The 26,126-nt window shown below is 65.0% G+C and carries 22 protein-coding genes and 1 pseudogene; 6 read left to right on the top strand and 17 right to left on the bottom strand.

Annotated features, from left to right (window positions below; genetic code table 11):
• Window positions 1–10: 10 nt before the first annotated feature.
• The 4 genes from VQ067_RS09050 to VQ067_RS09035 all read right to left on the bottom strand — a co-directional run bounded on the left by VQ067_RS09050 (window position 11) and on the right by VQ067_RS09035 (window position 2,698).
• A complete protein-coding gene (locus VQ067_RS09050; RefSeq protein ID WP_003091625.1) occupies window positions 11–325 on the bottom strand; it encodes an HvfA family oxazolone/thioamide-modified RiPP metallophore in 315 nt (104 codons plus the stop codon).
• Window positions 326–729: 404 nt separating this feature from the next.
• The gene (locus VQ067_RS09045; protein WP_003091627.1) at window positions 730–969 is read right to left on the bottom strand and encodes an anti-sigma factor family protein; all 240 of its coding nucleotides are present in this window, start codon (window positions 967–969) and stop codon (window positions 730–732) included.
• Window positions 963–1,574, bottom strand: a complete 612-nt coding sequence (locus VQ067_RS09040) for an RNA polymerase sigma factor (RefSeq protein ID WP_033990942.1) — start codon at window positions 1,572–1,574, stop codon at window positions 963–965. Before VQ067_RS09040 ends, VQ067_RS09045 begins: the two co-directional genes overlap by 7 nt.
• A gap of 2 nt (window positions 1,575–1,576) precedes the next feature.
• Window positions 1,577–2,698 (bottom strand): beta-ketoacyl-ACP synthase III, encoded by a 1,122-nt coding sequence (locus VQ067_RS09035; protein WP_003104436.1) that lies wholly within the window; start codon window positions 2,696–2,698, stop codon window positions 1,577–1,579.
• 490 nt (window positions 2,699–3,188) lie between these two features.
• Between VQ067_RS09035 and VQ067_RS09030 the strand changes: the two genes are divergently transcribed.
• On the top strand, window positions 3,189–3,704 hold the full coding sequence (locus tag VQ067_RS09030; RefSeq protein WP_003091630.1) for an ankyrin repeat domain-containing protein: 516 nt from the start codon (window positions 3,189–3,191) through the stop codon (window positions 3,702–3,704).
• Between the two features lie 3 nt (window positions 3,705–3,707).
• Here VQ067_RS09030 and VQ067_RS09025 read toward each other — a convergent pair.
• Window positions 3,708–4,210: pseudogene (locus VQ067_RS09025) on the bottom strand (cysteine hydrolase family protein).
• Window positions 4,211–4,289: 79 nt separating this feature from the next.
• Between VQ067_RS09025 and VQ067_RS09020 the strand changes: the two are divergent.
• Complete coding sequence (locus tag VQ067_RS09020) at window positions 4,290–4,703, top strand: hypothetical protein (RefSeq protein ID WP_003091632.1); 414 nt, start codon at window positions 4,290–4,292, stop codon at window positions 4,701–4,703.
• A 39-nt stretch (window positions 4,704–4,742) separates the two neighbouring features.
• Here the strand turns inward: VQ067_RS09020 and VQ067_RS09015 are convergent, their stop codons facing one another.
• The 7 genes from VQ067_RS09015 to VQ067_RS08985 form a co-directional block, all read right to left on the bottom strand.
• Window positions 4,743–7,391 (bottom strand): T6SS phospholipase effector Tle1-like catalytic domain-containing protein, encoded by a 2,649-nt coding sequence (locus VQ067_RS09015; protein ID WP_071534866.1) that lies wholly within the window; start codon window positions 7,389–7,391, stop codon window positions 4,743–4,745.
• A 14-nt stretch (window positions 7,392–7,405) separates the two neighbouring features.
• Window positions 7,406–7,960, bottom strand: a complete 555-nt coding sequence (locus VQ067_RS09010) for a DUF3304 domain-containing protein (protein WP_003138323.1) — start codon at window positions 7,958–7,960, stop codon at window positions 7,406–7,408.
• Window positions 7,961–8,147: 187 nt separating this feature from the next.
• On the bottom strand, window positions 8,148–8,498 hold the full coding sequence (locus VQ067_RS09005; protein ID WP_171894134.1) for a DUF3304 domain-containing protein: 351 nt from the start codon (window positions 8,496–8,498) through the stop codon (window positions 8,148–8,150).
• Window positions 8,483–9,004: a DUF3304 domain-containing protein gene (locus VQ067_RS09000; protein WP_031636319.1), complete on the bottom strand. Its 522-nt coding sequence runs from the start codon at window positions 9,002–9,004 to the stop codon at window positions 8,483–8,485. The genes VQ067_RS09005 and VQ067_RS09000 overlap by 16 nt, the downstream gene beginning before the upstream one ends.
• Entirely contained in the window at window positions 9,001–9,816 is an 816-nt protein-coding gene (locus VQ067_RS08995; RefSeq protein WP_023095339.1) for a DUF4123 domain-containing protein, read from the bottom strand. The genes VQ067_RS09000 and VQ067_RS08995 overlap by 4 nt, the downstream gene beginning before the upstream one ends.
• Before the next feature lie 9 nt (window positions 9,817–9,825).
• Window positions 9,826–11,892, bottom strand: coding sequence for a type VI secretion system Vgr family protein (gene tssI / locus VQ067_RS08990; protein WP_060853386.1), 2,067 nt, complete (start codon window positions 11,890–11,892; stop codon window positions 9,826–9,828).
• A 228-nt stretch (window positions 11,893–12,120) separates the two neighbouring features.
• Window positions 12,121–12,558, bottom strand: a complete 438-nt coding sequence (locus VQ067_RS08985) for an HIT family protein (RefSeq protein ID WP_003091638.1) — start codon at window positions 12,556–12,558, stop codon at window positions 12,121–12,123.
• Between the two features lie 204 nt (window positions 12,559–12,762).
• Here VQ067_RS08985 and phoA point away from each other — a divergent pair, with 204 nt between their 5' ends.
• Entirely contained in the window at window positions 12,763–14,193 is a 1,431-nt protein-coding gene (gene phoA / locus VQ067_RS08980; protein WP_033990725.1) for an alkaline phosphatase, read from the top strand.
• A gap of 72 nt (window positions 14,194–14,265) precedes the next feature.
• Here phoA and hrpA read toward each other — a convergent pair whose 3' ends face one another.
• The 4 genes from hrpA to fadD2 all read right to left on the bottom strand — a co-directional run bounded on the left by hrpA (window position 14,266) and on the right by fadD2 (window position 22,281).
• Window positions 14,266–18,246 carry an ATP-dependent RNA helicase HrpA gene (gene hrpA / locus VQ067_RS08975; RefSeq protein WP_003138298.1) on the bottom strand — a complete coding sequence of 1,327 codons (3,981 nt, stop codon included), beginning with the start codon at window positions 18,244–18,246 and terminating at the stop codon, window positions 14,266–14,268.
• Window positions 18,247–18,421: 175 nt separating this feature from the next.
• On the bottom strand, window positions 18,422–18,547 hold the full coding sequence (locus tag VQ067_RS08970; RefSeq protein WP_021265085.1) for a hypothetical protein: 126 nt from the start codon (window positions 18,545–18,547) through the stop codon (window positions 18,422–18,424).
• A gap of 122 nt (window positions 18,548–18,669) precedes the next feature.
• On the bottom strand, window positions 18,670–20,358 hold the full coding sequence (gene fadD1, locus VQ067_RS08965) for a long-chain-fatty-acid--CoA ligase FadD1 (protein WP_003091643.1): 1,689 nt from the start codon (window positions 20,356–20,358) through the stop codon (window positions 18,670–18,672).
• Between the two features lie 234 nt (window positions 20,359–20,592).
• Entirely contained in the window at window positions 20,593–22,281 is a 1,689-nt protein-coding gene (gene fadD2 / locus VQ067_RS08960; protein ID WP_033990726.1) for a long-chain-fatty-acid--CoA ligase FadD2, read from the bottom strand.
• 246 nt (window positions 22,282–22,527) lie between these two features.
• Here fadD2 and VQ067_RS08955 point away from each other — a divergent pair, with 246 nt between their 5' ends.
• The 3 genes from VQ067_RS08955 (at window position 22,528) to VQ067_RS08945 (ending at window position 25,271) form a co-directional block, all read left to right on the top strand.
• Window positions 22,528–23,478 carry an alpha/beta hydrolase gene (locus VQ067_RS08955; RefSeq protein ID WP_003138291.1) on the top strand — a complete coding sequence of 317 codons (951 nt, stop codon included), beginning with the start codon at window positions 22,528–22,530 and terminating at the stop codon, window positions 23,476–23,478.
• A complete protein-coding gene (locus VQ067_RS08950; protein WP_003091647.1) occupies window positions 23,475–23,945 on the top strand; it encodes a MaoC family dehydratase in 471 nt (156 codons plus the stop codon). The genes VQ067_RS08955 and VQ067_RS08950 overlap by 4 nt, the downstream gene beginning before the upstream one ends.
• Before the next feature lie 150 nt (window positions 23,946–24,095).
• Complete coding sequence (locus tag VQ067_RS08945) at window positions 24,096–25,271, top strand: MFS transporter (protein WP_033990727.1); 1,176 nt, start codon at window positions 24,096–24,098, stop codon at window positions 25,269–25,271.
• On the opposite strand, the gene VQ067_RS08940 is transcribed toward VQ067_RS08945, so the two are convergent.
• Entirely contained in the window at window positions 25,252–26,109 is an 858-nt protein-coding gene (locus VQ067_RS08940) for an efflux RND transporter periplasmic adaptor subunit (RefSeq protein ID WP_003091654.1), read from the bottom strand. The genes VQ067_RS08945 and VQ067_RS08940 overlap by 20 nt on opposite strands.
• Window positions 26,110–26,126 lie beyond the last annotated feature (17 nt).

The following is a 26,126-nucleotide window of genomic DNA, read 5'->3' as shown; positions in this document are numbered from 1 at the left end:
TCCTCAGGCCTTACGACTTCTTCTTGTCGGCGCCGCAGTTGCCTTCGCCGGCCTTCTTCTCGCCACCGCAGGAACCTTCCTTGGCCTTGCGATCCGCACCGCAGCTGCCTTCATGACCGGCCTTGGAGGCTTCGCGCTTGCCCTTGTCGGCACCGCACTTGGCCTCGCCGCAGGAACCTTCCTTGGCCTTCTCGGCGGCAGCCACGCTGTAGCCGCTGCTCAGCTCCTGCACGGCGAAGGGATTCTGCGCGGCATGCGCGCCGACACTGGCTACGCCGAGCAGAGCAGCGCCGACGACGGAGGAAGCGAGGGAAATCTTTTTCATGGGTAACTCCTGAAGTTGGTAGCGGGCGCCGGTATGGCGTCCTCGCCCCAATGGACGGAGCACCCCCGGCGGCGTTACAGCGGCGTCGAAAAAAATTTCCCGTCCCTTCACCTGGCGTCAGGGTTTGCCCCGCTGGAGAAATATCGGGCGGCGATATCCGCCAGGTCCCAGGCATTCTCCTCGACTTCGGATGCCCGCCCAGCGAAACGGATTGCCGCCCCTCCGTAGGGCGCATATCGCGCAGCGATATCCGCCAAGCCCAGCCACACTCCTCGACCTCGTCACGCGGAAGAGAGAGCCGCCCACGCCAGGCCGGGTTCGGTTCGCCCACGCCGGATAGCGGAAACGAAAAAGCCGCCGCCCACGAATCGCGGGCGGCGGCTTGGTGTCGAGGGTACCCCGGCTCAGCGCCGCGCGGCGTCCTTGCGCAACTCGGAGAGATGCGCGGCCAGGCGGTCGAGTTCCGGCCCCTGCCCTTCCGGCAGATGGCGCACGGTCGCCTGGGTCAGGCGCATCTGGCGGATGAAGCGCCGGCAATGCCGGCACATGAGCAGGTGGCTGCGCACCGCCAGTTGTCCGCGGAAGTCCAGTTGCCCATCGAGAAAGTCGCTGGACCGGGCGACCAGTTCCTTGCAACTCAGCATTGGCCGGTCTCCTCGAAATGCTCCAGGGTGGCGAAGACCTTCAGGCGGGCGCGATGCAGCAGCACCCGGACATTGGAAAGCGTGATATCCAGGAGATCACGGATTTCCTCCAGCTCCAAGCCCTGGCGTTCGCGCAGGGTCAGCACGCTGCGCTGCAGCTCGGACAGACCGTTGAGGGTCTTGTCCAGGCAATCGCGCAGTTCGCCCTCGGTGAGCAGGGCTTCCGGCGAATCCTCGTGCCAGGCGTGCGGCGGCTGGCTCCAGTGACCGTCGGCGGCAAAGCGCTGCTCATCCACCGTACCATGGGGCCCCGGCAGGTCGTCGAGGAAAACTTCCCGGCGAACCTGGCGCAAGCGGCTCTTGGCGGTATTGGCGGTGATGGTCAGCAGCCAGGTCTTCAGGCTCGAACGCCCCTGGAACCCGTCCAGCCCGCGAACCGCCGCAAGCCAGGCGTCCTGCACCACTTCCTCGGTATGCGATCTGCCGATGATCGCCCAGGCCACGGCCCGCATGGCGCCCTGGTAGGCGCCAACCAGCTCGCGGAAGGCTCGCTGCTCGCCGGCCAGCAGGCGCGGCAGCAGCTCGGCGTCGGTAGGCGCCGCCACGATCAGTGTTTACGCAGGATCACGCTACCGATCGAGTAACCGGCGCCGAACGAGCTGAGCACCCCGATGGCGCCGCTGGGCAGGTCATCCTGGTGCTTGTGCAGGGCGATCACCGAGCCGGCGGAACTGGTATTCGCGTAGCTGTCGAGGATCACCGGCGCCTCGTGCGCCTCGGCGTCGCGGCCGAGCAGCTTGCGGGTGATCAGCAGGTTCATGTTCAGGTTGGCCTGGTGCAGCCAGAAGCGCTTGACCTCGGCGACCTGGATTTCATTGGCCGCCAGGTGCTCGCCGATCAGCTCGGCGACCATCGGGCAGACATCCTTGAACACCTTGCGGCCTTCCTGGACGAACAGCTTGTCGCGCTTGCCAATACCGCTCTCGTCGGCGCGGTTGAGGAAGCCGAAGTTGTTGCGGATGTTGTTGGAGAACTGGGTCAGCAGCCTGGTGCTGACGATGTCGAACTGGTGCTTCGACACGGCCAGGTCGGCGCGCTCGACGATCACCGCGGTGCAGGCGTCGCCGAAGATGAAGTGGCTGTCGCGGTCGCGGAAGTTCAGGTGGCCGGTGCAGATCTCCGGGTTGACCATCAGGATCGCCCGCGCCTGGCCGGTCTGGATCGCGGTGGTGGCGGCCTGGATACCGAAGGTGGCCGAGGAGCAGGCCACGTTCATGTCGTAGCCGTAGCCCTGGATGCCCAGCGCGGCCTGCACCTCCACCGCGATCGCCGGGTAGGCGCGCTGCAGGTTGGAGCAGGCGACGATCACCCCGTCGATGTCGGCGGCGCTGCGGCCGGCACGCTGCAGCGCCTCCCTGGCGGCGGCCACGGCCATCTCGCAGAGGATCGACCACTCGTCGTTGCTGCGCTCGGGAAGGTACGGAACCATGCGCTGCGGGTCGAGGATGCCTTCCTTGTTCATCACGAAGCGGCTCTTGATGCCGGACGCCTTCTCGATGAACGCCGAGCTGGACTCGGCCAGCGCCTCCAGTTCGCCCTTGGCGATGGCCTCGGCGTGCTGGTCGTTGTACTGGCGCACGAAGGTATTGAAGCTCTCCACCAGCTCGTCGTTGGAGATGCTGTAGGGCGGAGTATAAAGACCGGTTCCGCTGATGACGGCTTTATGCACAGTTGTTCCTCTTCTCTCGCTGGGCCGCCGTCGAACGGGGCCGATTAGGCATAGCGGTGCCCGCCTGGGGCCGGCACCGGAAACGGGTTCGCTCGCGGCGATGCCGGGCGCTCTACGAAAAGACGTTGGAGGCGCGCTTTCGTACAGGGCCCGGGCAAGGTCGGCCATTGCGCAGTGTGCCACCGCCTCGCTTCGGCAAGCGCGCGCACCGCTCAGTGGTATCGAAGGCGACAAGGATATTCCAGAGTGCGCGCCGGGCACAGCCGATAGGCGCACGATCGGTTTATTTTCCCCGTTTTCGCCACCGATATCCGTATCGAACTGTAAAGACGACGCAACCAGGCCGGCTTCCGGTCACAGCAGGCTGGCACCTTCCCACCCCAACCATCGATTGAATTTGCCAACCCGCCCCATAGGCAATGCTCAACAGCCCACCTCGGCAAGGCCGCCTATCATTCGGCAAACCCGGTATTCACAAGGAAGCAGCCCCATGACCGATAGCCCTCGCCCAGAACTGGATATGGAAACCCAGGAGTTCGTCCACCAGCTGTTCGACCTGGCCCGCCAGGGCAACAGCCAGCGCCTCGAGCAACTGCTGCAACAGGGCCTGCCGCCGAACCTGCGCAACCACAAGGGCGATAGCCTGCTGATGCTGGCCAGCTACCATGGCCACGCCGACACGGTACGCCTGCTGCTGGCCTACAAGGCCGACCCGGACCTGCGCAACCTGGCCGGGCAGACACCGCTGGCCGGCGCTGCGTTCAAGGGCGACCTGGCGATGGTCGAACTGCTCCTCGCCGGCGGCGCCGACGTCGAGGGCGCCTCGGCCGACGGCAAGACCGCACTGATGATGGCGGCCATGTTCAACCAGGCCGAGGTCGCCGCCAGCCTGCTGGCCCACGGCGCCCGTCGTGACGCCCAGGACGCCGCCGGGCTGACGCCGCTGGCGGCGGCGCGGATGATGAATGCCGAGGCCACGGTCGCGCTGCTCAGCCGGCCCCACTGAGCCTCAATCCGCCAGCACCTCGGCCAGGCTGACGACCTGGCCGAAATGATGCTTCCACAGGCGCACACCCAGCTCCCCCGAGCGATCCAGCGAGGAGCCGAGCACCAGGTCGCCGACCAGGGTCGGTTGCAGGCCGGCGTCGAACAGGGCGAAGCCGGCGGCGAGCACGCAGGTGTCGGCCTGGATGCCGCAGACCAGCACCCGTTCCGCTCGCAGCGCACGCAGATGGTCGACGAGTTCCGCCGTCGGCAGGTAGCCATGCTTGACGAAGACCCGGTCGGCCGCCACCAGGCAGGCATCGTCGAGCGGCGGTCGCCAGCCGAGCTGGCGCTGGAACGGCGTACGGGATTCGTCATGGCGCTCGACGCTGGCCACCGAGGGCATCCGCCCGAGCAGTTGGCCAATGCCTTCCAGCAGCCAGTCCGGCGGGGCGAAACAGGGTTGCACGTCGACGATCAGCAGGGCCTGGCGCATCGGTAGTCGCTCCCGGAGAACAGGCCAGGCATTCTAGCCCACTCCGCCCCGTCGCTCCGCGCTCCAGTGAAACTGGGCTAGCCTGAGGAAACCTTTCGACGGAGAGCCTTCATGCGCCCGATGTACGCCGTAGCGATCCTTTTCCTCCTGGCTGGCTGTTCCTCGGTTCCCGCCGAGAAGACCCGGGCGATCCCCGCCGAACGCCTGCTCGGCTACCAGCAACCGGTGAGTGGTGGCGGCCGGCTGGAAGTCCACCGCGACTATGGCTACCTGGGCGGCGGCTGCTACGTGGCGTTCCTTATCGACCGCCAGGTCGCCGCGCGCATCGGCGTCGGCGAGGAAGCCAGCTTCCAGGTGCCGGCGGGCGAGCATGTGGTCGGTATCGGCATCGATACCCAGGACGACACTCTCTGCGGCAAGGGCCTGCTGAACCGCGAGCTGAGAACCCGGATCGCCGCGGACGGCAACGCGCGCTTCCGCATCGTCAGCGAGGCCAGTAGCGGGTTCGACATCCGCGCCGAATGATCCGGGGCGACAGGTCGGCCGCGTTCGCCCGGTCGAGGTTCAAAGCGATTCCATCAGGTCCTTGCCGCGCTGCAGCCAGCCCGGCGCCGAGCCGGGGCCCGGCGGTTGCGCCTGCTCCGTGCCCATGTCCTGCAAGGCCTGCTTCGCCTCGGCGAGCCAGGCCGGGGTCGCCGCCGCGGGCGCCTGGGTGAGTTCGGCCTTGGCCACCAGCCCGGCCAGGCTGCCCAGGTCGCGCGCCTTGAGCGCCTCCACGGTCTGCTGAGCCAGCAGCACCTGCTGCAATGCAGGCGATTGCACCGCCGCGACCGCCAGCGGCGGCGGTGGCGGCAACTGGCCGATCTGCTCGACCTTGTCGCCAGGCTCGCGGGTGAAGGCCCGCAGGTTGTCCAGCGCCGCCCCGCCGACCATCGGCAAGGCGATCCCGGTCAGCGGGTCGAAGGCGCTGATCTCCGGCAGGCCGACCTTGCCGCTCAGCAGCGGACGCGCCAGCGATGGCAGGAACAGCCCGAGCAGCATCCGCGGATCGCGACGCTTGACGCTGAGGCCGACGCTGGCCAGCATCACCCCGACGCCTACCACCCGCCCGGCGGTGGCCAGTACCGAGAGCCGCTTGTTCGACTCGTTGTCGAAATGCACCAGGCGATAGCGGAAGTAGTCGGTGAAAGGTTCTCGCGGGCCTATCGCCGAAGTGTTCATGAACCAGGCGCGGGAGTCGTGCACCTGATCGTCGAACAGCGCCACCAGTTTTTCCTGGCCCGGCGCCACCCGGTCGGGAGCGCTGAACAACTGGTGGTAGCGCGCGCTGCCGTCGCGGTGGATCTGGCTGTATTCCTCGGCTTCGTCTTCCTCGTTGATCAGGAATACGGTGCCGCCGAGCAGTAGGTCGATCACTCCCCCCACCGTCATGCCGTCGTCGAGCACGCCCCAGTCGCCCTTGTAGTCATGGGCGAATTCGGCGGCGGCGCCGAGCAGTTGGCGCTGGTCCAGCGGCGGGTCGAACTGCTTCTCCACCCGCAGGTCGCGCAGTTGGTCCTCGCCGCCGATCAGCGCCACGTTGCGATCCCACTCCGCCTGTTCGGCGGCGCTCATCGGCGGGAGCGGCTCGCCCTGCTGGGCGGCCGCGTACTCCCGGCTACGCCGCTTGTGCAGGGCCTCCCAGGCCTTCTGCTGGGCTTCCGGCATGTCCGGCGGGACATTGGCGAAGAACGCCTTGCTGCGCAGCCCGCCGGCATAGCGGTCGATGCGCCAGGCGGTGATCAACGCGGTCTCGCGACGGATCACCTCTTCCAGGGGGCCGGCCTTGGCCTGGGCCTGCCAGGCGTTGAAACGGGTGGCGAGTTCTTCGGAGACGCTGAACTCCGCTTCAATCTTGGGCACCATTACCCGCCAATCTTCATGAAAGTCTGGATGGACGGCAGGTGCTGGAACTTGCAAAGGAGCACCTGCCTCGAAAGCCTCCGCATACATATGCTGCAACGCTATCTGGGATAGCAGAGATTCCGAACCTCCCACAGCTTTCCCCTGGTTGCCGACGCCATAACCGCCACCAACATCCGAGTGAACACCAGGATAAGCATATTCCACCGTCCACTTCCGGTAGCAGGAGGGCCCCGTCCGACGTCCGTTGGCATCCATGTCACGACGGCGGATCGAATCGAGTGGAAAACTGGCACGCTGCTCATGACAGGAAACCAGATGCACGCAACGTTTCAGAAAAGAACAGTCTTCCGGCAGGATGGTCGGCAGGCACTGGGAGAGGGCCTCATCGGGCAGGCGCATGGTGTCATCGGCCCAATCCATATGCCCGGCAGCGAACGGCGCACTATCCGCCAGCCCAACTGCCGCCACGGTATCGAAAAGGCCGAGGAACTCGATCGAGATCGGCAGACCGGCAAAGCGATATTCCACCCGACCATCGGCATCGCTGACCCGGGTTAGCTCCTGCAGCCAGTTGGCAAAGGCTCGTGCTTCTGCCGCCCCACGGGAGAATCCGTAAACATACAAGCGCATGGCCAGGATATGCGGTTTCTGTCCAGAGTTCTGACGCTGTCGAAGCTTTTCTTCCAGTTCCTTGAGTTTTGGCTCCAAGGCAGCTCGGCGTTTTTTCTCGCCGTTTTCCAATAAACCACCAGTGAGCGTACTGACGGTCCAGTTAGTGGACATTTCTTCTACTAGGCCCTGAACCTCATTTAGTTTAAGCCTACTTTTTAATAAAGTATAGAAAAGAGCATCAACTAACTGAACCAGCCCCCAGTTTATTCGATTTTCGCCTCCCTCAGCACCAATTAACCCCATGTTTGAAGGCGTAAATTCTTTAATATCCGGAAACACCGTACCCACACCTGGGCAATAGTACTTAAAAATCCCCCTACTGTTTATATCATCGCCGCTCCCAATACTTGCATGAATTAGCCTAGCGACATTACTGCAAGATGGAGAAACCGATGAATCATCAGCCTTATCGTTATTATTAGTCCCATCAAAACCAAGTGTAATATGGATAGCTTTACAGCAAGGCGCACCACCGACTACGTCACCTTCAGAAAGCCTTTTTTGCTCTTGCACCCTTGAAAAAACCCGTTCATCGCTCTGCTGCTTTAATATATTTTCTGATAATTTTTTAGAATCATAAATCAGGCGCCCTGCCACAGGATGGGTGGGTGCTATATGAAATCCAAAATTAGGCATCTTCCCACCTGCCTTCAGTTAGCCGGACATATCGTTGACTTTCTCATCTCGAAATAGGCCTTATCAGGATATTTTGGATGATTTGGCCCATAACAAGTCGTAGAAACAGCCACCTCGTCACACGGCAAGAAGTGCACCTGCAGCAAGCACACCTTTTCATCATACCTAGGCACATTCACAGTCGCCTTGTGACGGGTGTAACTTGAGGCATGCCTCAAATAATCACTCTCATCCAACCGCCCATATTTATCTCGTTTTATAACGGCACGGGGATTGGGATCCTTCTCCCATTCCACAATAACTTTCAAATTTGGATTCCATCTCTTTGGAATTACCCCACAACAAACTTGACTACCATCTCCCTGATAAGGACCTAAGTTCGGTCCGCCAGCACCATTCACCGTAAATTCGTTAATCGCCGCCGGAGTATGGTTGTAACCCATGATAGGTGCAGACAGCACTTCAGGCCCAGCTTGGCATGCCACCAGCCCAAAGAAGGTGCTGAGAAAAGCCACCAGCCCAATGGACTTTTTATTTCCCACACAGATCAAGTTCATCAACTTCTGCATGACATACCCCTCATATCAAAGTAACCTTTATTCGGATATTCAGGATGAAACGGCGTATAACAGGCAACTGAAGTAGCAACCTTATCACATGGAAGAAAGTGTATTTTTAGCGAACAAATCCCCTTACTATCACAAGAAGGTATATCGACAGTTTCCTTATGACGAACATACAAGAGTCCATGCCCTCTCATACGTTTTCTCCAGCCATCTGAAAATATCTTTCCGGCCAGTCTTTATAAGCCCCTGACTCAGGATCTACCTCCCACTCTACGGTTGCCTTCAAGCCCGGCTTCCAAACTCTAGGAACGACACCACAACATACCTGCCCTGCTCCCCCCTGAAATGGACCAAGGTTTAATCCGCCAGCACCATTTACACTGAATCTGTTAATAGCCGCCGAAGTATGGTTGTATCCTCCGATAGGAGTAGACACCATATCAGGGCCTGCCTGGCACGCTTGTAAAAACAAAAAACCTATCAGTAAAGCAATCAGCCAAACAGGTGTCCTTAACCCCTTTGCATTCAAGAGCTTTTGCATGAAGGCTCTCTCTTCTGAAAATACTTTCTATCTGGATACTCTGGATGCCCCTGGCTGTAATAGGTTGTTGAGACCGCGACCTGGTCGCACGGGAGGAAATGCACCTGCAACAGGCATATTTTTTCACTACATCTAGGTATATCCACGATCATCTTGTGTCGGGTGTAGCTTGAGGCATGTCTCAAGTAATCATCTTTATCCAGCCGTCCATATTTATCTCGCCTTATAGCGGCGTGCGGTTTGGGATCTTTCTCCCATTCCACGACAGCTTTCAAATTTGGATTCCACTTCTTTGGAATCACTCCGCAACAAACCTGGCTACCATCCCCCTGATAAGGGTCTAAACGCGGTCCACCCGCCCCATTCACCGAAAACCAATTGATCGCCGCGGACGTATGGTTGGAACCCATCACCGGCGCCGCCAGCATGTCTGGCCCGCTCTGGCAGCCTGCGGCCAGCAGGGGCCCCGGAAGCAGGGCGGGAAGGCCGATGCCACGCGCGTTCATGCGCGACTCGTTCCCGCCGGGGAAAAGCCGGGGCCGGGGGTCTGTTCGCGCAGCCACTGGGCGACGAAGGCATCGCGCTGGTCGAAGTCCTGCAAGCCCTGGCGGTCGGCGGCCAGGTGCGCCTGGACCAGATGCTGGAGCAGGCTTTCCTGGCCGCCCAGGCCATGCTCGCGGGGCAGCACGAAGTATTCGCGGCGGTAGGCTTCGGCCTCGCTCCAGGCGCGCAAGGCGGCGACTTGATGCGCTTCCAGGCGGAGGGCCGCCTGCAGCGGCGGCGTCTCGTGGGCCTGGTAATGACCGGCCAGCGCCCTCGGCCGGCCGTCGCGGTCCAGCCAGTGCCAGCTGGAAACCGGGGCATGCAGGTAACGGCTCTGCCGGGGGTCGAGCATGTCGCTGACGGCCATGAACAGGCCCGGATCGTAGAAACGCAGCACGCCGCTGGAACGGCCCTGGTTCCACTCGGCCTGGGTGCAGCTGCGCAGGTGCTCGCCCAGGCGCGGCAACGGCCAGGGGCTGAACAGGAGCATCAGGTGGCGGCGGCAGTCGATGCGTTCGAGCAGTTCGTCCAGCCAGGCCGCGTGGCCGTCTTCCAGGCGCAGCAGCAGTGGGCCCTCGTCGGCCAGGGCGGCCTCCGGGGTTTGCTCCAGCAATTTGAACAGCGCCGGAGGATCGCTTTGCCGCGCATGCTCGGTAAGCAAGGGATAGTCGTCCAGCCCGGTAGCGTCGACCAGCACATCGATGTGGGTCTGCAAGCCGCGATCGCGGGAGCGCTGCCACAGCTCGCTGGCCCAATGGCGGGGGTTCGGCGTCATCGCGGTTCCTCAGCGCTCGGCGAGCGCCTGGCCTCTTTTCTTCGCCTGTAGCAGGCACTCTTCGCAAACCGGTTGCCGCGGCGGCAGGTTGGCCGCGACCGCCTCGGGTGGCGCGCCGGGGCTGTCCTGGTCGGCCATGCCCGGCACCCGCGGCATCTTGATCGCGATCCCCGAGCCGCTTCCCGGCGCGCCGCCTGCATTGATCCGTGCCAGCGGGCCGCTGATGGCGATGCCGCTTGCGTCGAGCCGGATGAAGCTGCCGCCGGCCTTCACCGTCAGTTCGCTGTCAGCCTCGATCACCATCTTCTGCCCGGCCTTCAGGTGGATCTCGCGCCCGGCCCTGGCCAGGTAGGCACGACCGAGCTTCACGTGCTGGCTGTCGCCGACCGTCAGATGGTCATCGGCCTTCAGCTCGACCTTGCGCTCTCCGTGCACGGTGTGATGCTCCTCGGCCTTGAACTCGCTGTAGCTGTTCGCCTCCACGGTGTCGTGGCGTTCGTGGCCGACGCGGATCTTCTGGTCGTGCTCGATGTTCTCGTCCCAGTCGCGCTGGGCATGGACGAAGATCTGTTCCTGGCCCTTGCGATCCTCGATGCGCAGCTCGTTGTAGCCACCACCGCCAGGGCTGCTGAGGCTCTTGAAGACGCTGCGGGTCTGGTTCGCCGGCAACTCGTAGGGCACCGGGTGGGCGGCGTGGTAGACGCAGCCGCTGACCAGCGGCTGGTCGGGATCGCCTTCCAGGAAGTCCACCAGCACTTCCATGCCGACCCGCGGAATGACGATGCCGCCATAGCCGTTGCCGGCCCAACCGCTGGCTACGCGCAGCCAGCAACTGCTCTTGTCGTCGCCCTGGCCCTCGCGGTCCCAGTGGAACTGCACCCTGACCCGGCCGTAGCGGTCGCAGTGGATTTCCTCGCCTGGCGGGCCGGTCACCACCGCGGTCTGGCTGCCCAGTACGCGCGGCTTCGGGTGCTCCAGCGGCGGGCGGAAGAACACCTCCCAGGGCGTCGCGAGGAAGCGGTTGCGGTAGCCCTGCTGGAAGTCGTCCGTGCTGGCCGACGTGTCGGAGGTAACGTTCTCTTCCAGCACCTGCGGCTGCTTGCCTTCGTGGAAGACTTCGCTGAGCAGCCACAGGTCGTTCCACTCCGCGCGCGGGTGCTCGGCGATCTCCAGGAAATGCCCGCTGACCAGCAGCGGCTGGTCGCTGACCCCTTCGCCCAGGCGCCGGTCGGCGCGGTGCCGCTCCAGGGCGCGCTGGCTGAGCAGCTTGCCGCGCTGGCGATCGACGAAGCGACCGGGGTAGTCGTAGTCCTCCAGGTCCGGCTCGGCCGGGGCGTCGGCAGCGGGGCGATTGCCGGCCTCCAGCAGCAGCCGCGGCTTCTCGAAGTCGTAGTCGCGGCGAGTGGTGCGCGTGGTGCGGCTGGCCAGGCGCAGGCTGAAGCGCTTGATCACCGGTTCGTCGGCGACCAGCCCGCTGTCGTGCACGTAGGCGGTGGGACGGCCCAGGCGGGGGAACACCGTCTGGTTGTCGCCGAACACCAGCAGGTGCGCCTCGGCGCTGTGCCGGAAATGGAAATGGATGCCCTCTTCGGCACAGAGGCGCTGGACGAAATGCAGGTCGCTTTCGTCGTACTGCACGCAGTATTCGCGCTCGGGATACCGGGTGCCGAGCTGGAAGCGGTAGGCGTCGGCGAGGATGCCGTGCTCCTCGAGGATCAGGGCGACGATCTGCGGCACCGTGAGGTGCTGGAAGATCCGCTGGTTGCTGCGCTGCGCGAGGTAGGCCAGTTGCGGCACGAGGGTGAGGCGATAGCGGGTCAGGCGCTTGCCCGCGTCGGCCTGGGCGGCGCCGTAGACCAGGCCGTGGACACCCTGGCCCTGCGGGGTGAAGGCGAGGAAGGCGGGCCGGTGCAGGAACGCTTCGAGGTCGAGGCCGGCACGCTCTCCGACCAGTTCGAGTTCGAAACGGTAGGGGCGACTGATGCCTTCGTGGCCGTTGAAGGCGAGGACCTGCAGGTCATGGCGGAGGCCGTCGAGGCTGAGGCTGAAGTGGGTCTGGTTGGCCGGGTTGAACATCCGCTGTCCCCTGTTTCTCGAAAAACCTGCACGGCTGGCGTCCCTGTTCGCCGTGCTCGATCCGAAGTGCGTGATCGCGCGGATGCTACGTCAAAAAAACTGTGCAAATTGTTGCGCACATCGCCGGAAAACCGCGGCGCGCCTGACCCTCGACAGTATGTAACAAAATATTTCAGAAAAATCCGACGAGCGAAGGACCGCCCCCGAACCGGGCCGGCCCATGCGCAATCAGCCTTGCAGACGCTGCGCCAAACGCTCCTGAAGTTGTGCGAGCACTTCCGGGTCGCCCTGCTTCGCCGCATGGATGCCGAGGTTCTCGCCACTGAAGCGCGGGACGATGTGGAAATGGATGTGGAAGACCGTCTGCCCGGCGGGGGCACCATTGAACTGGGCGACCTGCACGCCGTCCGGCTGCACCTCCTCGACCAGGGCGCGGGTCAGGCGCTGGACCACGGCCATGACCTTGGCCAGGTTCTGCGCATCGATCTCGAGCAGGTTGCGCGCCTCGGCGTGCTTGGGAATCACCAGGGTATGCCCGTAGGACTGCGGGAACAGATCGAGGAAGGCGAGCACGTCCTCGTCTTCGTAGACCTTGTAGCAGGGAGCTTCGCCGCGAATGATCTTGGCGAAGATGTTCTGGGAATCGTAAACGCCGTGCAGACTCATGAAGGCTTTCCTTGAACGAACCGGAATAGACCTGCGCACCATACCGGCTCGCTCCCCGCTCGTCACGACGTGATGCGTCGCGCGCTCCACACACTTCGAAAGAAATTGTCACAAGCCCGTCATCACCCTTCCCTACTTTCGTAGCACTCGCCGGATGGCCCCGCCGTCTCGCACAGCCACCTCCTCAACATAGGGAAATGCGTCATGACCCCAGGTTATCCCCTCGCCCTCTCTCTTGCCGTCTCCATGGCCGTGCTCGGCAGCGCCTTGCCGGCCCAGGCGCGCCAGGACGATCCGTCGCTGTTCAACCGCCAGGCCCGTGGCGAACTCAGCGAATACGGCGGCGCACGGCGCGTCGAGCAGGACCTGACCCAGGCCCTGAAGCAGTCGCTGTCGAAGAAGAAGGCGAAGAACGTGATCCTGCTGATCGGCGACGGCATGGGCGACTCCGAGATCACCGTGGCGCGCAACTACGCGCGCGGCGCGGGCGGCTACTTCAAGGGTATCGATGCGCTGCCGCTGACCGGCCAGTACACCCACTACTCCCTGCACAAGGACAGCGGCCTGCCGGACTACGTGACCGATTCCGCCGCCTCCGCCACCGCCTGGACCACCGGGGTCAAGTCGTACAACGGCGCAATCGGCGTGGATATCCACGAACAGCCACACCGCAACCTGCTGGAGCTGGCCAAGCTCAACGGCAAGGCCACCGGCAACGTCTCCAGCGCCGAGCTGCAGGACGCCACCCCCGCCGCCCTGCTCGCCCACGTCACCGCTCGCAAGTGCTACGGCCCAGAAGCCACCAGCAAGCAGTGCCCGAGCAATGCCCTGGAGAACGGCGGCGCCGGCTCGATCACCGAGCAGTGGCTGAAGACCCGCCCTGACGTGGTCCTCGGCGGCGGCGCCGCGACCTTCGCGGAAACCGCCAAGGCTGGCCGCTATGCCGGCAAGACCCTCCGCGCCCAGGCCGAAGCCCGCGGCTACCGGATCGTCGAGAACCTCGACGAGCTGAAAGCCGTGCGCCGCGCCAACCAGAAGCAGCCGCTGATCGGCCTGTTCGCGCCGGGCAACATGCCGGTGCGCTGGCTCGGTCCGACCGCCACCTACCACGGCAACCTGAACCAGCCGGCGGTGAGCTGCGAGGCGAACCCGAAGCGCACCGCCGACATCCCGACCCTGGCGCAAATGACCAGCAAGGCCATCGAGCTGCTGAAGGACAATCCGAACGGCTTCTTCCTGCAGGTCGAGGGCGCGTCCATCGACAAACAGGACCACGCCGCGAATCCGTGCGGCCAGATCGGCGAGACCGTCGACCTCGACGAAGCCGTGCAGAAGGCCCTGGCCTTCGCCAAGGCCGATGGCGAGACCCTGGTGATCGTCACCGCCGACCACGCCCACTCCAGCCAGATCATCCCGCCGGAAACCGCCGCGCCGGGGCTGACCCAACTGCTCACGACCAAGGACGGCGCGCCGCTGGCGATCAGCTACGGCAACTCCGAGGAAGGCTCCCAGGAGCACACCGGCACCCAGTTGCGCATCGCCGCCTACGGCCCGCAGGCCGCCAATGTCACCGGCCTGACCGACCAGACCGACCTGTTCTTCACCATCCGTCGCGCACTGAACCTGCGCGACTGATCGGACCAGAACGAAAAAGGCGCGCCGGTTTCGACCGGCGCGCCTTTTTCATTTCGCGCGGCATCCCTGGAACTAGCCCTCGACCTGGCTCCACTGCTTGGCCAGGCGCTTGTCCGAGACCGGCAGCCGGGTCCCCAGTTGCTGGGCGAACAACGAGACCCGGTACTCCTCCAGCATCCAGCGATACACCTGCAACTCGGCGTCGCGCTTGCCTTCCTGGGCGTGCTTGGCGAGGCGCGCCTGGTATTGCGCCCAGAGTTCGCCCAGCTCGCCGCTCCACACCCGGTCGCGCTGGACCTGGCCGGCGACCTTGTCCAGGCGCTGCTCGATGGCCTTGAGGTAACGCGGATACTCCTTCAACCACTCCAGCGGGGTGGCGCGGACGAACCCCGGATACACCAGGTTGGCCAGTTGGCCCTTGACGTCGTTCAGCGGCACGGTCATGGCCAGCTCGACCTTGCCCTTGAAGCGCTTCTGCAGGCCGTGCCAGAGCTTGAGGATATCCAGCACCAGGCGTGCCAGGCGCTCGGCGTGCTCGTTCCAGGCAGCGCGCTTGCGCTCGGCCAGCGCGGCCAGGGCGGCGCCGTCGCGCGGCAGGCCTTCGCCCTGCAGCACGCAACTGTCGAGACTGGCCAGGAGGATGTCCTCGACCAGCGCCTCGACCCGTCCCAGCTCGCGGTACAGCAGGCCCATCTCGGTCTGCCCCGGCAGCTTGGCGCGCAGGTACTTGGCCGGCTCGGCCAGTTGCTGCAACAGCAGTCGTTGCAGGGCGCGGCGGTGTTGGTAGTCGGCCTCGGCCTGGGTCGGGAAGCGCCCTTCCTTGACCTCGCCCTGCTCCTCCACCAGCGCCGGGTATACCGTCATCGACAATCCGGCGACCTTCTGCTGGGCCTTCTCGGCGACGCTGGCGAAGGCCTTGGCCTCCACCGGACGCTGCTGTTCCTTGTCGGCCTGGGGTATCGCCAGGGCCGCCTGGCTGGCTTCGGCGAAACGCGCGGTGAGTTCGGCCAGGTCGCGGCCCTCGCCGAGGAACTTGCCCTGGGCGTCGACCACCTCGATGTTCATCCGCAGGTGATCGTCCAACTGCGTCGCCGCCTCGGCCCAGGCCTCATCGGCTACCCGCACGCCGGTCATGCGCTGAAGCTCGCGGCCCAGCGCCTGCGGCAGCGAACCTTCGCCGAAGGTGATGCGCTCCAGGGCGGCGCGGACGAAGTCCGGTACCGGCACGAAGCTCTTGCGGATCGCCTTCGGCAGGTTGCGCACCAGCGCCACCGCCTTGTCGTAGAGCAGGCCGGGCACCAGCCAGTCGATGCGTTCGGCCGGCAATTGCGGCAGCAGCGGCGCCGGTACCCGCACGGTGACGCCGTCGCGCGCGGTGCCGGGCTCGAACTGGTAGCTCAGCGACAGGTGCAGATCGCCCAGGCGCAGGCGATCCGGGTACTGCGCCGCAGTGACTTCGCTGGCTTCGCGGGCCAGCACGTCTTCCTCGCGCATCAGCAGCAGGTCCGGCTGGTTCTGCCGCTCGCGGGCGTACCATTTCTCGAAACTGGCGGTCTGGTAGATGTCCGCCGGCAGGCGCGCGTCGTAATAGGCGAACAGGGTTTCCTCGTCGGCCAGGATGTCGCGCCGGCGTGCCTTGGCTTCCAGCTCGTCGAGCTTTTCCAGCAACTGCCGGTTGGCGCTCAGGCACCTGGCGCGGCTGTTGATCTCGCCGCGCACCAGGCCTTCGCGGATGAACAGCTCGCGCGCCACCGGCGGGTCGATCGGACCATAGTGCACCGGACGTCGACCGATGACGATGAGGCCGTAGAGGGTGACCTGCTCGAACGCCACCACCTGGCCGCGACGCTTCTCCCAGTGCGGCTCGAAGTGGTTGGTCTTGATAAGGTGCCCGGCCAGCGGCTCCAGCCAGTCCGGCTCGATCTTCGCGACCATTCGGGCGAACAGCTTGGTGGTCTCCACCAGTTCCGCGGCCATGATCCATTGCGGGCGCTTGCGAGCGATGCCGCTGGACGGATGGATCCAGAAACGTCGCTGGCGAGCGCCGAGGTAGTCGCCTTCCTCGGCCTTCTGCCCGATCTGGCTGAGCAGGCCGGACAGGATCGCTTTGTGGACCGCCGCGTAATCGATCCCCGGAACCTCGCGTTCGTTGTCGGCCGACGCGCCTTTCTTCGCCTCCGGCTTGCGCGCCTCGGCCTTGGCCGGACGCCCGAACGGCAGCTTCAGTTCGCGGCAGATCAGGGTCAGTTGGCGATGGGCGTCGCGCCACTCACGCAGGCGCAGGTAGTTGAGGAAGTTCTTCCGGCACCAGCTGCGCAGGGCGTTGGAGCCCAGCGCCTGGCGCTGTTCCTCGAAGCCACGCCAGAGATTGATCAGCGCGGCGAAGTCGGAATCCGGATCCTTCCATTGCGCGTGCGCCTGGTCGGCGGCCTGCTGCCGCTCCACCGGACGCTCGCGCGGGTCCTGCACGGACAGCGCGCTGGCCACCGTCAACACTTCCTCGAGGCTACCCTGCTGGGCCGCCTCCAGCAGCATGCGGCCCAGCCTCGGGTCGATCGGCAGGCGCGCCAGTTGGCGCCCCAGCGGGGTCAGCTGGCCTTCGCGGTTGACCGCCGACAGTTCCTGCAGAAGGGTGAAGCCGTCCTTGATCGCCTTGCCGTCCGGCGGCTCGATGAAGGGGAACGCCTCGATGTCGCCGAGGCGCAGGTGCAGCATCTGCAGGATCACCGCGGCCAGGTTGGTGCGGAGGATTTCCGGGTCGGTGAAGGCCGGACGCGCGTTGAAGTCCTCCTCGCTGTAGAGACGCACGCATATGCCCGGCTCGACCCGTCCGCAACGGCCCTTGCGCTGGTTGGCGCTGGCCTGCGACACCGCCTCGATGGGCAGCCGCTGGACCTTGGCGCGGTAGCTGTAGCGGCTGATCCGCGCGGTGCCGCTGTCGATCACGTAACGGATGCCCGGCACCGTCAGCGAGGTTTCCGCGACGTTGGTGGACAGCACGATCTTGCGTCCCGGGCGCGGCTGGAAGATCTTCTGCTGCTCGGCCGGGGTCAGTCGCGCGTACAGCGGCAGCACTTCGGTGTGGCGCAGGTTGGCCTTGCGCAGCATCTCCGCGGCGTCGCGGATCTCCCGCTCGCCGGGGAGGAACACCAGCACGTCGCCGGGCCGCTTGCCGACCTCGCGTTCGTGGGCGGCGATCTCGTCGAGGGCGGCGAGGATGCCCTGGTCCACCGACAGGTCGTCCTCGACCCGGTTGCCCTCCTCGTCGGTTTCCGCCGCCAGCGGCCGGTACCAGGTCTCCACCGGATAGGTGCGGCCGGAAACCTCGATCACCGGGGCGCCGTCGAAATGCCGGGAGAAACGCTCCAGGTCGATGGTCGCCGAGGTGATGATCAGCTTCAGGTCCGGACGCCGGTGCAACAGGGTCTTCAGGTAGCCGAGGAGGAAGTCGATGTTCAGGCTGCGCTCGTGGGCTTCGTCGACGATCAGCGTGTCGTAGCGCTCCAGGTAGCGGTCGTGCTGGGTCTCGGCCAGGAGGATGCCGTCGGTCATCAGCTTGACCAGGGTGCTGTCGTCGCTCTGGTCCTCGAAGCGCACCTGGTAGCCGACCAGCGCGCCCAGCGGCGTGCCGATCTCTTCCGCGACCCGCGTCGCCACGCTGCGCGCCGCCAGCCGACGCGGCTGGGTATGGCCGATCAGGCCGTGGATGCCGCGCCCCAGCTCCAGGCAGATCTTCGGCAACTGGGTGGTCTTGCCCGAGCCGGTCTCGCCGGCGATCACCACCACCTGGTGGGCGGCGATGGCGGCCTTGATCTCGTCGCGCTTGGCGGCGATCGGCAGGCTGTCGTCGTAGCGGATCGCCGGCACGCTGGCGCGCCGCGCCTCGACCTTGGCGCACGAGGCCTGGAAGCGCTCGACCCACTGCGCCAGGCGCGCGTCGTCGGGCTGCTTGCGCAGTTCGTGGAGCTGCCGGCGCAAGCGGTGGCGGTCGCTGATCTGGGCCTGGTCGAGGCGCCGGACGAGTTGGTCGAGGGAAGGAGTCTGGTCGGTCATCTAGGCTTTTCGAATGCTGTGAGCGTGCCGCAGTCGCGGAGGACGGGAAGAAGCTCCGGCCACTGCCGAGGCGAAAAATATTCGGAATTGTCGCAGATTTGAGCGGAAGAGGACGAATCCCGGTTAACGCTCGCTGCCGCGATACGGCCGACGCTGCTGGTGGGCAATGGCCCTCTCAGCGCCCCAGTCGCTTGAGCACCTCGGGGCCGGCGCGATCCAGCAATGCCTGGATCAGCTCCAGACGCCGGCTGATCGGCAGACGGCGTATTTCTTCGGCCAGGGCAGGATCGAGGCGGGCCATGGGGGTTTCCTCCGGCAGGTGATGCGCTGCAGGCACGTCCGCACAGGCCCGCTCACCCCGCAACCGACTGCCTGCAACGAAGAAGCCCCGCATCGGCGGGGCTTCTTCAGGCAACGGCGGACTTACTTCTGGCCCGCTTTCTTCAGCTCTTCGTCGCGCAGTTCGCGGCGCAGGATCTTGCCGACGTTGGTGGTCGGCAGGCTGTCGCGGAACTCCACGGCCTTCGGCCGCTTGTAGCCGGTCAGGTTGTCATGCATGTGCTGCATGACCTGTTCCTTGGTCAGGGTCGCCCCCGGCTTGACCACCACGAAGACCTTGATCGACTCGCCGGACTTCTCGTCGGGGATGCCGATCGCGGCACACTGCAGGACGCCCGGCAGGGTCGCCAGCACGTCTTCCAGCTCGTTCGGGTAAACATTGAAGCCGGAGACCAGGATCATGTCCTTCTTCCGGTCGACGATGCGCATGTAGCCGTCTTCCTGGATGATCGCGATATCGCCGGTCTTCAGCCAACCATCGGCGTCGAGGATCTCGTCGGTGGCTTCCTGGCGCTGCCAGTAGCCCTTCATCACCTGCGGGCCTTTCACGCAGAGTTCGCCGCGCTCGCCCAGGGGCACTTCCTGGCCGTCGTCGCCGATCACCTTGCACAGGGTCGAGGGCACCGGAATACCGATGGTGCCGACCTGGATGTTCTGGAACGGGTTGACCGATACCACCGGCGCGGTCTCGGTCATGCCGTAGCCTTCGCAGATGGCGCAGCCGGTGACTTCCTTCCAGCGCTCCGCGGTGGCCAGCTGCAGTGCCATGCCGCCGGAGAGGGTCAGTTTCAGCGCGGAGAAGTCCAGCTTGCGGAAGGTCTCGTTGTTGCACAGGGCGACGAACAGGGTGTTCAGGCCGACGAAGCCGGTGAACTTCCACTGGCCGAGGTCCTTGAGCATCGACGGCAGGTCGCGCGGGTTGGTGATCAGGATGTTGTGGTTGCCGGTGAGCATCATCGCCATGCAATGGAAGGTGAAGGCATAGATGTGGTACAGCGGCAGCGGCGCGATGAGGATCTCGCAGCCCTCGTTGAGGTTGGCGCCCATCAGCGCCTTGCACTGCAACATGTTGGCCACCAGGTTGCGGTGGGTCAGCATGGCGCCCTTGGCGACCCCGGTGGTGCCGCCGGTGTATTGCAGCACGGCGACGTCGTCGGCCTGCGGCGCGGCTTCCTGGAACGACTTGCCGGCGCCCCTGGCCAGCGCGTCGGTCAGCTTGGTGGCTTGCGGCAGGCTGTAGGCCGGCACCATCTTCTTGATGTGCTTGACCACGAAGTTGACGATGAAGCGCTTCAGCGGCGGCAGGATGTCGCCGACTTCGGTGACGATCACCTGCTTGACGCCGGTCTTCGGCAGTACGCCCTCGACCAGGTGGGCCATGTTGGCCAGGCAGACCACCGCCTTGGCGCCGGAGTCGTTGAACTGGTGTTCCAGTTCGCGCGCGGTGTACAGCGGGTTGGTGTTGACCACGATGAGGCCGGCGCGCATGGCGCCGAAGACCACGATCGGGTATTGCAGGACGTTGGGCAACTGGACGGCGATGCGGTCGCCGGGCTTGAGATCGGTGTGCTGCTGCAGGTAGGCGGCGAAGTCGCCGGACAGCTTGTACAGCTCGCCGTAGGTCAGGGTCTTGCCCAGGTTGGTGAACGCGGGCTTGGTGGCAAAACGTTGGCAGGACTCCTTCAGTACCGACAGGATGTTCGGGTACTGGTCGGGATTGATCTCGGCAGCAATACCCGCTGGGTACTTGTCCTTCCAGAAGTTTTCGATCATGGAAGCCCACTCCTAAGCAACAGCTAATCTTCACCGCTCATGGCGGCATCTTGTTGTGATCTGCTCGCTAACCCTGGACCCAGGGCTATTAGGCGCGCCGAGATTATCAGCTTTGCCAGAGGCAGACCAGCACCAAACATGACCTATTCGGTCAAAAAAATGACCGAGACATTAGTCTCGGTCACGGTCTTTCCTGTCCCCGGCAAATGCCCGTTTCAGAGCCTTGTAAGGCTATCAGGCGATTTCGCGCAGCTCACGACGGAGGATTTTACCCACAGGCGTCATCGGTAATGCATCCTTGAGCACAATCTGTCGCGGAATTTTGTATCCGGTGAGGTTTTCCTTGCAGTAGGCCTTGAGCTCCTCGACCGACAGGCTGGGGTCGCGGGCCACCACGAACAGCTTCACCGCCTCGCCGGACTTCTCGTCGGGAATGCCCACCGCCGCGCAACTGGCCACCTTCGGATGGGCCATCACCACGTCTTCGATCTCGTTGGGGTAGACATTGAAGCCAGAGACCAGGATCAGGTCCTTCTTGCGATCGACGATACGCACGAAGCCGTCCTCGTCGATCACCGCGATGTCGCCGGTCTTCAGCCAGCCTTCGGCATCGAGAATCTCCTCGGTGGCCTCAGGACGCTGCCAGTACCCCTTCATCACTTGCGGACCTTTCACACAGAGTTCGCCACGTTCGCCGACAGGCAGCTCGTTGCCCTGCTCGTCGATCACCTTGAGCGCCGTGCCCACGACCGGAATCCCCACCGTGCCCAGGCGCGCCTGCTCGCCGTAGGGGTTGGTGGTCACCACCGGCGAGCATTCGGTGAGGCCATAGCCTTCCACCACGGTGCAGCCGGTGACGCCCTTCCAGCGCTCGGCGGTGGCGCTGACCAGTGCAGTGCCACCGGAGTTGGTGAGCTTCAGGTTGGAGAAATCGACGTCCTTGAACCCGGGGTGCTCCATCAGCGCGACGAACAGGGTGTTGAGGCCGAGCAGCGCGGAGAAACGCCACTTCTTCAGTTCCTTGACGAAAGCGGGGATGTCGCGCGGGTTGGTGATCAGCACGTTATGGTTGCCGCTGACCATCATGCACATGCAGTTCGCGGTGAAGGCATAGATGTGGTAGAGCGGCAGCGGCGCGATCATCACCTCCTGCGCCTCCTTCATCAGCGGCAGGCCATCCTTGCCGAGCTGGGAAAGCTGGGCGTGGACCTGCAGCATGTTCGCCACCAGGTTGCCGTGGGTGAGCATCGCCCCCTTCGAGACCCCGGTGGTGCCGCCGGTGTACTGCAACACGGCGACATCCTCCAGGCCGACCCTGACCGGCTGCAGGGCATGGCCCTGGCCTTGCTTCAAGGCCTGCCTGAACGGCAGCGCCTGGGGCAAGCGATAATCGGGGACCATCTTCTTCACCGACTTCACCACGCTGTTCACCAGCCAACCCTTCAGCGCCGGCAACAGGTCGCCCATGCGCGCCTCGATCAGGTACTCGATCCGCGTATCCGGGAGCACTTCCTCGACCAGCTTGCCGAACACGTTCAGGTAGACCAGCGCACGCACGCCGGCGTCCTTGAACTGGTGGCGCATTTCGCGGGCGGTGTACAGCGGATTGGTGTTGACCACCACCAGCCCCGCGCGCAAGGCGCCGAACACCGCGATGGGATATTGCAGGACATTGGGCATCTGCACCGCGATGCGGTCGCCGGGCTGGAGATCGGTCTGTTTCTGCAGGTAGGCGGCGAAGGCGGCGGACAGACGATCGAGTTCGGCGTAGCTGAGCGTCACGCCGAGATTGCTGAAGGCCGGGCGGTCGGCGAATTTCTTGCAGGAGCGCTCGAAGACCTCGACCACGGAACGGTAGGCGGCGAAGTCGAGACTGTCGGGTACGCCGGCCGGGCGTTTGTCGTTCCAGAATTCAGGTTGCATTTATTCTTGTCCTCTTACCTGAGCGGGTCTGGCCCGCGTGTGCGGGGTATCGGGCAACTTAGCAGTTGCATCGGACAGCGCAAATACTCCTCCTGCCCTTATTGATAGTGTGAATCTCCAGCCTGTCGCTCTTCGCCGCCCGCCATTCCAGAGCGGCCCGTGCCCAAGGGTGGCGCTTTTCCGGGACGAAACCGCGCACGCTGCTAGAATGCGCCGGAACGCGTCCGCCCGGCACAAGGAACGAACATGCCCGCCGCTGCCTACTGGCTCCCCGCCAGCGACGAAACCCCGCTGTACACCCGCCACTGGCCGAGCGCAACGGCCGTCGGCGCGGTGATGCTGTCCCACGGCATGGCCGAGCACGCCGGTCGCTACGAGCGTCTCGCCGCCGCGCTGAACGCTGCCGGCTACCACTTCTATGCGATCGACCAGCGCGGCCACGGCCGGACCGCCGAAGCCGACGAGCTGGGCCACTTCGCCGACCAGGGCGGCTGGGGCAAGGTGGTCGGCGACCTGGCCAGCCTGAACCACCATATCCGCCAGCAGCACCCGGAACTGCCGATCTTCCTGCTGGGCCACAGCATGGGCAGCTACATCTCCATGGCCTACCTGCTGCACCACAGCTGCAGCCTGCAAGGGGCGATCCTTTCCGGCTCCAACTACCAGCCGCAAGCGCTCTACCGGGTCGCCCGCCTGATCGCCCGCTTCGAGCGCTGGCGCCAGGGGCCGCTGGGCAAGAGCGCGCTGATCGACTTCCTCTCGTTCGGCTCGTTCAACAAGGCGTTCAAGCCCAATCGCACGGCCTTCGACTGGCTCAGTCGCGATCCGCAGGAAGTCGACAGGTACGTGGCCGACCCGCTGTGCGGCTTCCGCTGCAGCAACCAGTTGTGGGTGGACCTGCTCGGCGGCCTGGCCGATATCACCCCGCCCACCCACCTGCGGCAGATCGATGCCGGCCTGCCGCTGCTGGTCATCGGCGGCGAACGCGACCCGGTCAGCCAGGGCAGGCGCCTGGGCGACCTGGCCGACGCCCTGCGCGGCGCCGGGCTGCGCCAGGTGACCCTGAAGACCTATCCCGAGGCCCGTCACGAGCTGTTCAACGAGAGCAACCGCGACGCGGTCACCCAAGACCTGATCGACTGGCTGGAACAGGCCCTGCGCCACCGCCGGGATCATTCGACAAAGGAGAGAACATGAGCCAGGTCCAGAACATTCCCTACGCCGAGCTAGAGGTCGGGCAAAAGGCCGAGTACACCAGCAGCATCGCCGAGCGCGACCTGCAGTTGTTCGCCGCAGTCTCCGGCGACCGCAACCCGGTGCATCTGGACGCCGCCTACGCGGCCACCACCCAGTTCAAGGAACGCATCGCCCACGGCATGCTCAGCGGCGCCCTGATCAGCGCGGCGATCGCCACCGTGCTGCCCGGTCCAGGCACCATCTATCTCGGCCAGACCCTGCGCTTCACCCGTCCGGTCAAGCTCGGCGACGACCTGAAGGTCGAACTGGAAGTCCTCGAGAAGCTGCCGAAGAACCGCGTGCGCATGGCCACGCGGGTGTTCAACCAGGCAGGCAAGCAGGTGGTCGACGGCGAAGCGGAGATCATGGCGCCGGAAGAGAAGCTCAGCGTCGAGCTGGCCGAACTGCCGCCGATCAGCATCGGCTGAGCAGCCTTCCCTGCCGTCGGGCCATCCGGCCCGGCGGACTTGCCGGGCCGCCGCGCGCTGCTCTACCCTGTCCGCTGTCTTACCTCAATCACCAGGGATAACCGAAGGCATTCCACCGCCCGAAACCCCTTACCGGGAATCGGAGCCGCCATGGACCTTCGCTTGCTGTTGCTATCCCTGACCACCTTCGCCGCCGGCCTGGCGGAAAGCATCCTGATCGGCATCCTGGCGCCCCTGGCCGAAGACCTGCGGGTCTCCATCAGCCTGGCCGGCCAGCTCACCACCCTGTTCTCCCTCGGCTTCGCCCTCGCCGCACCGCTGCTCGGCTGGCTGACCCGGCGCATCGAACGCCGCCGCCTGCTGCTGGCGACCCTGCTGCTGTTCGCCCTCAGCAACGCGCTCGCCGCCCTCGCTCCGGGCTATCTCGGCCTGCTCCTGGCTCGCCTGGGAATGTCGGCCTGTTGCGGGCTGCTGATCGTCCTCGCCAGCCTGCTCGCCGCCGAGCTGGCCGCCCCGGCCCAGCGCGGCCGGGCGATCGGCCTGATCTTCATGGGCATCAGCGGTTCGCTGGTGTTCGGCGTGCCACTGGGCGTACAGATCAGCGACTGGTTCGGCTGGCGCTGGATCTTCGCCGGCATCGCGGTCTATTCGCTGCCCTTGTGCCTGCTGCTCTGGCGCTACCTGCCGCAACGCCAGGCCGGCGACCTGCCCGGCCGCGAAGGCTACCTGCGGCAGTTGCGCCAGCCCGCGCTGTGGCTCGCGCAACTGGTATCGATCCTGTTGCTCGGCGGGCACTTCACCCTGTTCGCCTATTTCACCCCGTACCTGGCGAGCATGGCCGGTATTCGCTCGCCCGGCGAGATCAGCCTGATCCTCCTGCTGATCGGCCTGGCAGCGCTGAGCGGCGGCTATATCGGCGGCTGGCTGGCCGACCGCCTCGGCCACCGGCGCGCCCTGCGTCTGGTGCCGGCGGCCTTCGCCCTGGCGCTGGCGGCGGTGCCGCTGAGCCTGGGCAGTATCGGGTTCCTGCCGGTACTGATGGTCTGGAGCGCGATCAGCTGGATGATCTCGCCGGTGGTGCAGAGCTTCCTGCTGCGCAGCGATCCGGCCAGCGGTTCCGCCGGCGTCGCCCTGAACACCTCGGCCATGCACCTGGGCGTGGGCCTCGGCGCGGCGCTGGGCGGCCTGGTGGTGGCGGCACTGGGAGTCGCCGCGACGCCCTGGGTCGGCCTCGCCCTGGTGCTGGCGGCGCTGGCCTGCGCGCTTGGCGCCAGCACGCTGGATGGCGCCACGCAAGCGCTGCCGCTCAGTCCCCCTGCACGGTGACGCTGGCGGTCATCCCGGCGCTCAGGTGGACATCCGCCGGCACCTGGTCGAGGCGGATGCGCACCGGAATGCGCTGCGCCAGGCGCACCCAGTTGAAGGTCGGCTCGACATTGGCCAGCAACTGGCCGTCCGGCGTCGAGTTGCGGTCGGTGATACCGCTGCTGATGCTCTCCACCGTGCCGTCGATCGGCTGATCGCCGCTCATCAGGCGGACCTGGGCGCGCATGCCGACGCGGATGCCGGGCAGCTTGGTTTCCTCGAAGTAGGCGACCACATAGAAGGACTGCTGGTCGACCAACGCCATCACCGCCTGGCCCGCCGTGGCGTAGTTGCCCTGGGCCAGGCGCAGGTTGGTCACCTGGCCGTTGCGCGCGGCGCGCAGTTCGCTGCGCTTGAGGTTGAGTTCGGCGATCTTCACCTGGGCCAGCGCTTCCTGGTACTCGCTGCGAGCGATGGCGGCATTGATCTGGGCGTTTTCCTTGTCCTCGGCGCTGATCGCGCCGATGCCCAGGCGGCTGCGCCGGGCCGCCTCGTTCTGGCGCAACAGGTATTGCTGGTGACGGGTCTCGGCGACGGCGCGGGCCTGCTCCAGGTTGGCCTGGTAGCGTTCCTGGTCGATGCGCATCAGCACGTCGCCGACCTTGACCACCTGGTTGTCCTTGACCTCCAGGTCGGTCACCCAGCCGGACACGTCCGGCGCCACCACCACCACGTCGGCCCGCACCCGGGCATCGCGGGTCCAGGGCGAGAGCATGTAGTAGCGCCAGAGCCAGATGCCGGCGAGAACAGCGGCAGCGACCACCAGCAGGGTGACGACGACGCGAAGCGATGCACGCATGCGAATCTCCTTCTCGG

The organism is Pseudomonas sp. KBN12P06040, assembly GCF_037574965.1.
Taxonomy (GTDB): Bacteria; Pseudomonadota; Gammaproteobacteria; order Pseudomonadales; family Pseudomonadaceae; genus Pseudomonas; species Pseudomonas aeruginosa.
Note: the sequence above shows the minus strand (reverse complement) of the source record. Positions and strands in the feature narration are given on the sequence as shown.